Origin of the sequence: Micromonospora sp. RV43 (genome assembly GCF_001029515.1) — a bacterium.
GTDB classification, from domain to species: domain Bacteria; phylum Actinomycetota; class Actinomycetes; order Mycobacteriales; family Micromonosporaceae; genus Micromonospora; species Micromonospora aurantiaca.
In genome coordinates, this window is record NZ_LEKG01000001.1 from 92,345 (window position 1) to 104,731 (window position 12,387).

The following is a 12,387-nucleotide window of genomic DNA, read 5'->3' on the forward strand; positions in this document are numbered from 1 at the left end:
CCGGACCGCCCCGTCTGTGTGGTGACGGGTAGCCGGGCAGCATCCGTCACCGGGCACCGGCCGCCGCCGTGAGGGCCGCCGCCAGCGATGGCGGTGACGGCGGAGGCCGACACACCGCACACCCAGGATCCCCGGGGAGAACCGTGAGACAACTCGTCCGACGACGGGCGGCGGCCCTGTTCGCCGTCCTCGTCACCACCACCGCGACCGCCGCCGTCGGCGTCGCCACCGCCGGCCCGTCCCAGGCCGCCGCGGGCTGCCAGGTCGGCTACCGGGTCACCGCGCAGTGGGCCGGCGGCTTCACCGCCGCCGTCACCATCCGGAATCTCGGCGACAGCCTCACCGGCTGGCGTCTCGGCTGGACGTTCCCGGCCGGGCAGTCAGTCACCCAGGCGTGGGGCTTCACCACCAGCTCGACAGGCGCGTCAGTGGTCGCGGCCAACGTCGACTGGAACGCCACCATCGGCACCGGCGCGAGCGTCGAGGCCGGGTTCAACGGCACCTGGAACGGCGTCACGAACCCGAGCCCGGCCACGTTCACGCTCAACGGCGTCACCTGTACCGGCTCGTCCGGCTCGCCCACGCCCACCGCCGCGCCGACGTCACCGCCGCCGACCGGCACGGCGACCGTGGCGGCCGACGGCACCGGCACCTACCGCACCGTGCAGGAGGCCGTCGACGCGGTGCCGGCGAACAACACCACACGGCGGGTCGTCACCATCAAGCCGGGCACCTACCGCCAGGTGGTGCGGGTGCCGTCGAACAAACCCCACATCACGTTCCGGGGACTCGGCACGTCACCGGCGAACACCGTGATCGTCTTCAACAACTCGGCGAACAGCAGCGGCACCTCCGGCAGCGCCAGCATGTTCGTCGACGGGTCCGACTTCGTGGCGGAGAACCTGACCATCGCCAACGACTTCGACGAGGGCTCGGTGACCAGCGGCCAGCAGGCGGTCGCGCTGCACCTCAACGCCGACCGTGCGGTGCTGCGCAACGTACGCCTCCTCGGTGATCAGGACACCTTCCTGGTCAACGACCGCACCCGGGCGTACGTGGTCGACTCCTACGTCGAGGGCACCACCGACTTCATCTTCGGCGGCGGCACGATCGTCTTCCACGCCTGCACCATCCACGAGAAGCGTTCCAGCGGCGGCACCGTCACCGCCGCCAGCACGGACGCCGCCAAGACGTACGGCTTCCTGTTCTACCGGTCGACGATCACCGGCACCGGGAACAACAACACCACCCTCGGCCGGCCGTGGCGCCAGGGCGCGCAGGTGCTCTACCGGGAGTCCACGCTCAGCGGCACGGTCCGCAACGTCCAGCCGTGGACGAACATGGGCGACGCCACCTGGCAGAACGCCCGCTTCTCCGAATACCGCAACACCGGCCCCGGCGCGACGGTCAACGGCAACCGGCCGCAGCTCAGCGACGCCCAGGCCGCCACCTACACACCGCAGAGATACCTCGCCGGCACCGACGGGTGGAACCCGTTGTGATCACGATGTTGGAGAACGGCATGACTGTCACGAAGAAGGGCCGGCCCTGGCGTACCGCGCTGGTGCTCGGCACGACCGCGGCGCTGGCGGCGCTCGGCGCGGTCACCGCGGTCACCGCCCAGGCGGCGGCCGGCTGCCGGGTCGACTACCGGGTCAGCAGCGAGTGGAGCGGCGGCTTCAACGCCGACGTGACGATCACGAACCTGGGCGACGCGGTGAACGGCTGGCGGCTGGCCTGGACGTTCCCGGCCGGCCAGCAGGTCACCCAGTCGTGGAACGCCACCGTTACGGCCGGGACGTCGAGCGTCACCGCGACGAACGTCGACTGGAACGCCGCCCTGCCGGCCGGGGGGAGCGTCTCGTTCGGCTTCACCGGCTCGCGCGGCGCCACGAACCCGGCGCCCACGGTGTTCACGCTCAACGGCACCGCCTGCACCGGCGGGGTCACCCCGACGACCGGTGCGCCGTCCCCGACGCCGACCGCGCCGCCGGCCGGTGTGCCGTACTCGAACGCGCCGGACGGGTTCGCCGGCGCGGCCGGCACCACCGGCGGGGCGGCCGGCGCCACGGTCACCGTGACCAGCCAGGCCGACCTGGAGCGGTACGCGGCGTCCAGCACGCCGTACGTCATCCGGGTCGGCGCGGCGATCACGGTCAGCCCGTACGGCCGGGAGATCCCGGTCGGCTCGAACAAGACGATCGTCGGAGTCGGGCGGAACGGGCAGATCGTCAACGGCGGATTCCACCTCGGCGCCGGCACCGCCAACGTCATCATCCGCAACCTGACCATCCGGGACACCCGGGTGGCCTCGGACGACCCGGACGACAAGGACTTCGACTACGACGGCATCCAGATGGACACCGCGAACCGGATCTGGATCGACCACAACACGATCACGCGGATGAACGACGGCCTGATCGACAGCCGGAAGGACACCACGAACCTGACCGTGTCCTGGAACGTCATCGCCGAGGGCAACAAGGCGTTCGGCATCGGCTGGACGGACAACGTCACCGCCCGGATCACCATGCACCACAACTGGATCCACGACACGAACGTGCGCAATCCCAGCACCGACAACGTCCAGTACGCCCACTTCTTCAACAACTACCTGCAGAACATCAGGGGGTACGGCAACTACTCCCGGGGCCGTACCAAGCTGGTGATCGAGAACAGCTACTACGAGAACGTGAAGGACCCCTACTACCGGGACGACACCGCGGAACTACGCCAGAGCGGCAGCGTCTGCGTCGGCTGCACCGGTCAGCGGGAGACCGGCGGCTCGGCGTTCACCCCGTCGAGTTTCTACTCCTACCGCCTCGACCCCGCCGCGCAGGTTCCCGCACTGCTGCGCACGTACGCCGGGCCGCAGGCCGCCATCGGGCAGTGACCGGGCCGGCCGGGACGGCGGCGCACCCGCCCCGCCGTCCCGGCCGGACGTCCCCCCACCGGCTGCCCGACCGGCAAACCCGCTCGCGGGCGTGGCCGACGGGTCAGGCTGGTGCGGGGGTGCCGGGTGCCGACGAAGGAGATCGTCCAGCACGTCGGGGCACTGCTCGACCTGGCCGGGGTGCTCGTCATCGCGGTCGGCGTCGCGGTCGCCACGGCGGTGTTCGCGGTGCGCTGCGCCCGGACCCGCCAGGTGGTCGCGCACTACCGGGCGTACCGGCAGGGGGTCGGCCGGGCCATCCTGCTCGGCCTGGAGTTCCTGGTCGGCGGCGACATCATCCGTACGGTAGCGGTGTCGCCCACCTTCACCAGCGTCGGCGTGCTGGCGCTGATCGTGCTGGTCCGCACGTTCCTGAGTTTCTCGCTGGAGGTGGAGCTGGACGGCCGCTGGCCCTGGCAGGGCCGTCCTCCGGCGGACCGGCCGAGCGTCGGCGCCCGCCCCCAGCGCTGACCACCGCGCCGACCGGACGCCGGCGGTTACCCCCAGGGGGTATGGTGGCGGATGGAGGTGACGCCCGATGGAGCACGGAACCGGCCACCACGGAGGCCACGACACCGGCGGCCACGGCGGCGGTCAGGACGACCACGGCGGCGGGCACGGCGCGCACGCCGGGCACGACCCGGAGCAGTTCCGCCGCCGCTTCTGGCTCAGCCTGGCGCTGACGGTACCGATCGTCGCCACCAGCCACATGGTGATGGACTGGTTCGGCTACTCGCTCGAGTTCCCGGGCGTGCGCTGGGTCGGCCCGGTGCTCGGCACCGTGGTGTTCGCGTACGGCGGCTGGCCGTTCCTCACCGGCGGGCTGCGTGAGCTGCGCGAACGTGCCCCCGGCATGATGCTGCTGATCTCGATGGCGATCGTCGTCGCGTACCTCGCCTCGGCCGCCACCAGCCTCGGCCTGTTCGATCTCGACTTCTGGTGGGAGCTGGCCGCGCTGGTCACCATCATGCTGCTCGGGCACTGGCAGGAGATGCGGGCGGTCGGGCAGGCGCGCGGCGCGCTCGGTGCCCTCGCGGCGCTGCTGCCCGACGACGCCGAGCGCCTGGACGACGCCGGGCGGCCGCATCCGGTGCCGGTCGGCGAGCTGCGGGTGGGCGACCTGGTGCTGGTGCGCCCCGGCGGGCGGGTGCCGGCCGACGGCCGGATCGTCGAGGGCGCCGCCGAGCTGGACGAGTCGATGATCACGGGGGAGTCGCGGCCGGTGGCCCGCGCCGCCGGGGACCGGGTGGTCGCCGGCACCGTCGCCACCGACTCCACCCTCCGGGTACGCGTCGAGGCGGTCGGCGCGGACACCGCGCTGGCCGGCATCGGGCGGCTCGTCGCCGAGGCGCAGGCCTCCGGCGGGCGCGCGCAGGTGCTCGCCGACCGGTTCGCCGCGCTGCTGTTCTACCTGGCGGCGTTCGCCGGCCTCGCGACGTTCGCGGTCTGGGCGCTGCTCGGCGACCCCGACCAGGCGGTGGTACGCACCGTGACCGTGTTGGTGATCGCCTGCCCGCACGCGCTCGGCCTGGCCATCCCGCTGGTGGTGGCGCTGTCCACAGCGCTGTCGGCCCGCGCCGGCATCCTGGTCAAGGACCGGCTCGCGCTGGAGCGGATGCGCACCGTCGACACGGTCCTGTTCGACAAGACCGGCACGCTCACCACCGGCCGGCACACGGTGACCGGGGTGGCCTCCACCGGCGGGACGGACGAGGCGGTCGCCCTGGCGCTGGCCGGCGCGGTGGAGGCCGACAGCGAGCACCCGCTGGCCCGGGCGCTGGTGGCCGCCGCCGACGCCCGCGGCGCCCGTCCCGCCGCGCGCGGCTTCCGGGCACTGACCGGCCGGGGAGTGCGCGCCACTGTGGACGGCGTGGACTGGGCGGTCGGCGGTCCGGCGCTGCTGCGCGAACTCGACGCCGCGGTGCCGGACGACCTGGCCCGGGCCGCGCAGGAGTGGTCGGGCCGGGGCGCCGCGGTGCTGCACCTGGTCCGCCTGCCCGAGGGTGGCCCGCCGGAGGTGACCGCCGCGTTCGGGCTGGAGGACCAGGTCCGCCCGGAGGCGCGGGCCGCCGTGGCCGAGCTGCGCGACCTCGGCGTACGCAAGATCGTGATGATCACCGGCGACGCGCGCCCGGTCGCCGAGGCGGTCGCCGCCGACCTCGGGTTCCGGCCCGGCGTCGACGAGGTCTTCGCCGAGGTGCTCCCGGCCGACAAGGACAAGGCGGTGGCCGAGCTGCGCGGCCGGGGACTGACGGTGGCGATGGTCGGCGACGGCGTCAACGACGCACCGGCGCTCGCCCGCGCCGACGTCGGGCTGGCCATCGGCGCCGGCACCGACGTGGCGATCGAGTCCGCCGGGGTGGTGCTCGCCGGCTCCGACCCGCGCGGCGTCGGCGGCGTGATCCGGCTGTCCCGCGCGTCGTACCGGAAGATGCGGCAGAACCTGGCCTGGGCGGCCGGCTACAACGTGGTGGCGATCCCGCTCGCCGCCGGTGTCCTCGCCTGGGCGGGCGTCGCGCTCAGTCCGGCGCTGGGCGCGGTGCTGATGTCCGCCTCGACGATCGTGGTGGCGCTCAACGCCCAGCTGCTGCGGCGGGTCCGGATCACCCCGGCCGACTGAACCGCAGTTCCGGGCACCGAGGCGCATCGCGGCTCGCGGGTGCGAGCCACCACGCCCCTTCCGGCTCGCACCTGCGGGCCGCTAGGGTGAGCGCGTGACGGTGTTCCGGATCGGCGAGGCAGCCGAACTGCTCGGGGTCAGCGCGGACACGGTCCGCCGCTGGATCGACGCCGGCAAGCTGCCGGCCACCCGCGACGAGCACGGCCACCGGGTGCTCGACGGCGCCGACGTGGCAGCGTTCGTCCGCGCCCCCGGCCACCCCGAGCTGTCCTCAGCCCGCAACCGGCTGCGCGGCATCGTCACCGCCGTCGTCAAGGACACCGTGATGGCCCAGGTGGACATCCAGGCCGGGCCGTTCCGTGTGGTGTCGCTGATGAGCCGCGAGGCCGTGGACGACCTCGACCTCCAGGTCGGCTCCGTCGCCGTCGCGGTGATCAAGTCGACCACCGTCGTGGTCGAGCGCGCCCCCGCCACCACCCCCAGGGGAAGGACGAGCCCGTGACCGTACGGTGGATCCGCGCCGCGCTCGCCGCCGCGCTGGTGGGGGCGCTGGGCCTGACCGCCTGCGGCGGCGCGGACGAACCGGCCGGTCCCGACGGTGCCGGCCCGGTGACCGTGTTCGCCGCCGCCTCGCTCACCGAGTCGTTCACCACGCTCGGCAAGGAGTACGAGGCCGCCCACCCGGGCAGCAGCGTCACGTTCAACTTCGGCGGCAGCTCGGGCCTCGCCACCCAGATCACCCAGGGCGCACCCGCCGACGTGTTCGCCGCCGCCTCCCCGGCCACCATGAAGACGGTCACCGACGCCGGTGACGCCGACGGCGAACCTGCTGTGCTGGTCCGCAATCAGCTCGTCGTCGCCGTACCCCGTGGTAACCCGGCCCGGGTCGGCGGCCTGGCCGACCTCGCCCGCCCCGGCGTCAAGGTGGCGCTCTGCGCCGAGCAGGTGCCCTGCGGCGCCGCCGCGCGTACCGCCCTGGACGCCGCGGGCGTGCGGCTCACCCCCGCCACGCTCGAACAGGACGTCAAGGGCGCGCTGGCCAAGCTGCGTCTCGGCGAGGTCGACGCGGCACTGGTCTACCGCACCGACGTCCGCGCCGCACCCGGGCTCGACGCGGTCGAGTTCCCCGAGTCGGCGCGCGCGGTGAACGACTACCCGATCGTGGTGCTGCGCGCCGCCGGGAACCCGGCCGGCGCCCGCGCCTTCGTCGACTTCGTCCGCTCCGACGCCGGGCTCGCCGTGCTCACCGCCGCCGGGTTCCAGGCGCCGCCCGGCGCATGAGCCGCACCGTACGCCGGCAGCGGGTGCCGATCGCCCTGCTCGTGCCCGCCGGGCTCGGCCTGACCTTCCTCGTCCTGCCGCTCGCCGGCCTGCTGCTCCGGACGCCCTGGACCACGCTGCCCCAGCGGCTGGCCGAGCCGGGTGTGCTCACCGCGCTGCGGCTGTCGCTGGAGACCGCCACCGTCGCCACGCTGCTCTGCGTGGCGCTCGGCGTACCCCTGGCCTGGCTCTTGGCGCGGGTGGAGTTCCCCGGCCGGCGGCTGGTCCGGGCGCTGGTCACGGTGCCGCTGGTGCTGCCGCCGGTGGTCGGCGGCGTGGCGCTGCTGCTGGTCTTCGGCCGGCGCGGGCTGGTCGGGTCGTGGCTCGACGAGACGTTCGGCGTGACGCTGCCGTTCACCACCGCCGGGGTGGTGCTGGCCGAGGCGTTCGTGGCCATGCCGTTCCTGGTCATCGCCGTCGAGGGGGCGCTTCGCGGCGCCGACCCCCGGTACGAGGAGGCCGCCGCCACGCTCGGCGCCGGACGGTTCACCACCTTCACCCGGGTCACGCTGCCGCTCGTCGCCCCGGGCGTGGCGGCCGGGGCGGTGCTGTGCTGGGCTCGCGCGCTCGGTGAGTTCGGGGCCACCATCACGTTCGCCGGCAACTATCCCGGCCGCACCCAGACCATGCCGCTGGCGGTCTACCTGGCGCTGGAGACCGACCTGCAGGCCGCGATCGTGCTGAGCCTGATCCTGCTCACCGTCTCCGTGGTCATCCTCGCCGCCCTGCGCGACAAATGGGTCGGGACGACATGAGTGTGCTGGACGCGCATCTGGTCGCCGAGCGGGACGGGTTCACCCTCGATGTGCGGCTGCGCATCGCCGCCGGTGAGGTGGTGGCGCTGCTCGGCCCCAACGGCGCCGGCAAGACCACAGCGCTGCGGGTGCTCGCCGGGCTGCACCCCCTCACCGCCGGGCACCTCACGCTCGGCGGCGCCGACCTGGACCGGCCGGACCGCCGGGTGTGGACGCCGCCGGAGCGGCGGCCGGTCGGCGTGGTGTTCCAGGACTACCTGCTGTTCCCGCACCTCAGCGCGCTGGACAACGTGGCGTTCGGGCCGCGCCGCCGGGGCGCGGACAAGCGCGCCGCCCGCGCCCGTGCCCAGGAGTGGCTGGACCGGGTCGGCCTCGGTGACCAGGCCCGGCGCCGGCCCCGGCAGCTCTCCGGCGGGCAGGCGCAGCGGGTCGCGCTGGCCCGCGCGCTCGCCGTCGACCCGGCGCTGCTGCTGCTCGACGAGCCGCTCGCCGCGCTCGACGCCCGGACCCGGCTGGACACCCGCGCCGAACTCCAGCGCCACCTCGGCGCGCACCCCGGCGCGACGCTGCTCGTCACCCACGACCCCCTCGACGCCCTGGTGCTCGCCGACCGACTGGTCATCGTGGAGCACGGCCGGGTGGTGCAGGAGGGCGACGCCGCAACCGTCACGGCCCGGCCGCGCACCGACTACGTGGCCCGGCTGGTCGGCCTCAACCTGCACCGCGGCCGCGCCGACGGACACACCGTGACCGTCGGTGAGCTGACGCTCACCACCGCCGACACCGTCCACGGTGAGGCGTTCGTCGCGTACCCGCCGGCCGCCGTCGCGCTGCACCCGTCCCGGCCGGAGGGCAGCCCGCGCAACGTGTGGGCCGCCACCGTCACCGGCGTCCAACGCCACGGCGACAACCTGCGCGTGCAACTGGCCGGGCCGGTCGAGGTCGCCGCCGACGTCACGCCCGCCGCCGCGGCCCATCTCGGACTGATCCCCGGCCGCGCGGTCTGGGCGGCGGTCAAGGCAGCCGAGACGCGCGCCTATCCGGCGTGACCAACACCGCTGGTCGCGACGTGTCCGCAGGTGAGAGGTTTGATCTGCGCTCAACCGGTCACTGGGACGGTAGCGACGACGCAAAGGGGGACACGGTGCCCGACACGATCCGCAACAGGTCCAGTCTGGACGCCGACCTGCCACGGGGAGTCACCGACCCGTTGCTCTGGCGGGCCGCGTACGACGTTGCAGTCGCCCACCGGCCCGACGAGGCCGGCCGGTGCGAGAGCCTGCTGTGTGACGGTCAGGTCGCGCCGTGTGACGCGCTGACCGCTGCCCACCGCGCGATGGAACTGGCCGGGGACCGGCACGCCGACCGGGCCGATCCGGAGACCTGGCGTACGGAGCAGCGCCGGCGCGCCGCCTGAGCATCGGGTCGCGGGCGGTTCGAACCGCGGACGCCCCGCTTCCGTGTCTATGATCGACAACTCGGTCGGAATGCGGGGAAGAGGAGAGTTCGTGACGGTCGACGCCCACGCGTTCTGGCTCCGCGCCCCCGGCGAGGGCGAGATCCGGCCGGTCCGGCTCGCCGTTCCCGGCCCCGGTGAGGTGCTGGTCCGGACCCGCTTCTCCGGCGTCAGCCGCGGCACCGAGACGCTGGTGTTCACCGGCCGCGTCCCGGCCGACCAGCACGACGCCATGCGCGCGCCGTTCCAGGAGGGCGACTTCCCGGCCCCGGTGAAATACGGCTACCTCAGCGTCGGCACCGTCGAGGCGGGCGACGAGCGGCTGCTCGGCCGTACCGTCTTCTGCCTCTACCCGCACCAGAGCGCGTACGTGGTACCGGCCGACGCCGTGACCGTCGTGCCGGACGGCGTACCGGCCGAGCGTGCGGTGCTGGCCGGCACCGTGGAGACCGCTGTGAACGCGCTCTGGGACGCCGCCCCGCTGGTCGGCGACCGGGTCACCGTGATCGGCGGCGGCATGGTCGGCTGCGCGGTGACCGCGCTGCTGGCCCGCTTCCCCGGCGTACGCGTCGAACTCGTCGACGCCGACCCGGCCCGCGCCGCGGTGGCCGCCGCGCTCGGCGCCGGCTTCGCCACGCCCGCCGACGCCACCGGCGAGCGCGACCTGGTGGTGCACGCCAGCGCCACCGCCGACGGGCTGCAACGCGGCCTGGAGCTGCTGCGCCCCGAGGGCACCGTGCTGGAGCTGAGCTGGTATGGCGACCGGCCGGTCACGCTGGCGCTGGGCGGCGCGTTCCACTCCCGACGGCTGGGCATCCGCAGCAGCCAGGTCGGCACCGTCTCGCCCCGGCGGGCCGACCGCAGCTACGCCGACCGGCTCGCGCTCGCCCTCGACCTGCTGGCCGACCCGGCGTTCGACGCGCTGCTCACCGGCCGGTCCCGCTTCGACGACCTGCCCGACGTGCTGGACCGGCTCGCCTCGGGTGAGCTGCCGGCGCTGTGTCATCTCATCACCTACGGCGAGGAGTGATCGTGTTCAGCGTGACCGTCCGGGACCACATGATGGTCGCCCACAGCTTCCGCGGCGAGGTCTTCGGCCCGGCGCAGCGGCTGCACGGGGCGACGTTCGTCGTCGACGCCACGTTCCGCCGCGCCGATCTGGACGACGACGGGATCGTTGTCGACATCGGGCTGGCCACCGAGCAGCTCAAGGCCGTGCTCGCCGAGCTGAACTACCGCAACCTCGACGACGAGCCCGCCTTCGCCGGGGTGAACACCACCACCGAGGTGCTGGCGCGGACGATCGCCGACCGGCTCGCCGACGCGGTGCACGCCGGCCGGCTGGGGGAGGGCGCGCGCGGGCTCGCCGGGATCACCGTCACCCTGCACGAGTCGCACATCGCGTGGGCGAGCTACGAGCGGTCGCTCTGACCGGATGACAGTCGTCCACGTGGTGCTGCCGGGCGACATCGACGACCCGGCGGACCCCAGCGGCGGCAACGCCTACGACCGGCACGCCTGCCGGGGCCTGGCCGCGCGTGGCTGGACGGTACGCGAACACATGGTCCCCGGCGGCTGGCCACACCCGGGGCCACGGGAACGCGCCGACCTGGCCGGACTGCTCGGCGGGCTGCCCGACGGCGTGCCGGTGCTGCTCGACGGCCTGGTGGCCTCGACCGTGCCGGACGTGCTCGCCCCGCACGCCGCGCGGCTGCGCCTGGTGATCCTGGTGCACCTGCCGATCGAGGGCGAGACGGAGGCGCGGTCACTGGCGGCGGCCACCGCAGTGGTCGCCACCAGCGCGTGGACCCGCGACCGGCTGCTCGACCGCTACCGGCTGCGCCCCGAACGGGTGACCGTCGCGCCACCCGGCGTCGACCCGGCGCCCGTCGCCGACGGCACGCCCGGCGGGGGACGGCTGCTCTGCGTCGCGGCGGTAACCCCGCTGAAGGGCCACGACGTGCTCGCCGCCGCGCTCACCGAGGTGGCCGACCTGGACTGGACCTGCGACTGGGTCGGTCCGACGGACCGGGACCGCGCGTTCGCCGACCGGCTGCGCGGACGGCTCACCGCTACCGGTCTCGCCGGCCGGGTCCGGCTCACCGGTCCGCGCACCGGACCCGACCTGGCCGCCACGTACGCGGCAGCCGATCTGCTGGTTCAGCCCTCCCGGCGGGAGACGTACGGGATGGTGGTCACCGAGGCGCTGGCCCGGGGCGTACCGGTGCTGGCGAGCGACACGGGCGGCCTGCCGGACACGCTCGGGCACGCCCCCGGCGGCGACCGGCCCGGCCTGCTGGTGCCGCCGGGCGACCCGGGCGCGACCGCCGCGGCGCTGCGCCGCTGGCTCACCGACCCGGGCCTGCGGGACCGGCTGCGCCGCGCCGCCCGGCAGCGGCGGCACACCCTCACCGGCTGGCCGGTCACCGTGGACCGGCTGGCGACGGCACTCAAGGAGGCGACCGCGGCATGACCACCTCACTCCCGCCCGGCTTCGCGGACTGGCTGCGACTGCGCGAGCCCGCCGACGCGGCGGCCCGCAGCGCCGAGCTGGCCGACGCGGTCCGCGACCGGCTGCCCGCCGGCCGGCCGATCGTCGTGCACGACCTGGGCAGCGGCACCGGCTCGATGGCCCGCTGGCTCGCGCCCCGGCTGCCCGGCCCGCAGCGCTGGGTGCTGCACGAACGCGACGCGGACCTGCTGGCGCTGGCCCGGGCCGGACGGCTCACCGCCGCCGACGGCACCGAGGTCTCGGTGACCACGCGCGGCTCCGACGTCACCCGGCTGACCGCCGCCGACCTGGCCGACGCCCACCTGATCACCGCGTCCGCGCTGCTGGACATGCTCACCGCCGAGGAGGTCGAGCGGATGGCGGCGGCCTGCGCCGGCCACCCGACGCTGTTCGCGCTCACCGTGACCGGACGGGCCGAGTTCACCCCGCCGGACCCGCTGGACGCCGAGCTGACCGCCGCGTTCAACGCCCACCAGCGTCGTACCGTCGACGGCCGGGTCCTGCTCGGACCGGACGCGGTGGACGTCACGGTGGCCGCGTTCCGCCGTCACGGCGTCGAGACGCTCGTGCGGCCGACCCCGTGGCGGCTCGGCCCGGAGCAGGCGGAACTGGCCGCGGAGTGGCTCACCGGCTGGGTCGACGCGGCGGTCGAGGAACGACCGCATCTGTCCGGGCCCGCCGCGACGTATCAGAAGTGGCGGCTCACCGAGGCCGCCGCCGGCCGGCTCGAGGTGGTGCTGCACCACGCCGACCTGCTCGCCGGCTGAACCGTACCGGCTGCTGGCACGTGAC

General features: G+C 74.6%; 13 protein-coding genes. All 13 read left to right on the forward strand.

Features of this window, described 5'->3' with window-relative positions; all coding sequences use genetic code 11:
* The first annotated feature begins 143 nt into the window (after positions 1–143).
* The 13 genes from ABD52_RS00365 to ABD52_RS00425 all read left to right on the forward strand — a co-directional run bounded on the left by ABD52_RS00365 (position 144) and on the right by ABD52_RS00425 (position 12,362).
* Entirely contained in the window at positions 144–1,502 is a 1,359-nt protein-coding gene (locus ABD52_RS00365) for a pectinesterase family protein (protein WP_047890403.1), read from the forward strand.
* A 20-nt stretch (positions 1,503–1,522) separates the two neighbouring features.
* Positions 1,523–2,893, forward strand: a complete 1,371-nt coding sequence (locus tag ABD52_RS00370) for a cellulose binding domain-containing protein (protein ID WP_047890433.1) — start codon at positions 1,523–1,525, stop codon at positions 2,891–2,893.
* A gap of 126 nt (positions 2,894–3,019) precedes the next feature.
* Complete coding sequence (locus ABD52_RS00375) at positions 3,020–3,403, forward strand: DUF1622 domain-containing protein (RefSeq protein ID WP_013286772.1); 384 nt, start codon at positions 3,020–3,022, stop codon at positions 3,401–3,403.
* 67 nt (positions 3,404–3,470) lie between these two features.
* Entirely contained in the window at positions 3,471–5,552 is a 2,082-nt protein-coding gene (locus tag ABD52_RS00380) for a heavy metal translocating P-type ATPase (protein ID WP_047890404.1), read from the forward strand.
* A 94-nt stretch (positions 5,553–5,646) separates the two neighbouring features.
* Entirely contained in the window at positions 5,647–6,054 is a 408-nt protein-coding gene (locus ABD52_RS00385; RefSeq protein WP_013286770.1) for a molybdopterin-binding protein, read from the forward strand.
* Positions 6,051–6,833, forward strand: coding sequence for a molybdate ABC transporter substrate-binding protein (gene modA / locus ABD52_RS00390; protein WP_013286769.1), 783 nt, complete (start codon positions 6,051–6,053; stop codon positions 6,831–6,833). Before ABD52_RS00385 ends, modA begins: the two co-directional genes overlap by 4 nt.
* Positions 6,830–7,627, forward strand: a complete 798-nt coding sequence (locus tag ABD52_RS00395) for an ABC transporter permease (RefSeq protein WP_013476478.1) — start codon at positions 6,830–6,832, stop codon at positions 7,625–7,627. Before modA ends, ABD52_RS00395 begins: the two co-directional genes overlap by 4 nt.
* Positions 7,624–8,676 carry an ABC transporter ATP-binding protein gene (locus ABD52_RS00400; RefSeq protein ID WP_047890405.1) on the forward strand — a complete coding sequence of 351 codons (1,053 nt, stop codon included), beginning with the start codon at positions 7,624–7,626 and terminating at the stop codon, positions 8,674–8,676. The genes ABD52_RS00395 and ABD52_RS00400 overlap by 4 nt, the downstream gene beginning before the upstream one ends.
* Before the next feature lie 95 nt (positions 8,677–8,771).
* The gene (locus ABD52_RS00405; RefSeq protein WP_013286766.1) at positions 8,772–9,044 is read left to right on the forward strand and encodes a hypothetical protein; all 273 of its coding nucleotides are present in this window, start codon (positions 8,772–8,774) and stop codon (positions 9,042–9,044) included.
* Positions 9,045–9,135: 91 nt separating this feature from the next.
* A complete protein-coding gene (locus ABD52_RS00410; protein ID WP_047890406.1) occupies positions 9,136–10,113 on the forward strand; it encodes a zinc-binding alcohol dehydrogenase in 978 nt (325 codons plus the stop codon).
* 2 nt (positions 10,114–10,115) lie between these two features.
* On the forward strand, positions 10,116–10,514 hold the full coding sequence (locus tag ABD52_RS00415) for a 6-carboxytetrahydropterin synthase (protein WP_047890407.1): 399 nt from the start codon (positions 10,116–10,118) through the stop codon (positions 10,512–10,514).
* Positions 10,515–10,518: 4 nt separating this feature from the next.
* A complete protein-coding gene (locus tag ABD52_RS00420) occupies positions 10,519–11,556 on the forward strand; it encodes a glycosyltransferase family 4 protein (RefSeq protein ID WP_047890408.1) in 1,038 nt (345 codons plus the stop codon).
* The gene (locus ABD52_RS00425) at positions 11,553–12,362 is read left to right on the forward strand and encodes a class I SAM-dependent methyltransferase (protein WP_013476482.1); all 810 of its coding nucleotides are present in this window, start codon (positions 11,553–11,555) and stop codon (positions 12,360–12,362) included. The genes ABD52_RS00420 and ABD52_RS00425 overlap by 4 nt, the downstream gene beginning before the upstream one ends.
* The last annotated feature ends 25 nt before the right edge of the window (positions 12,363–12,387 follow it).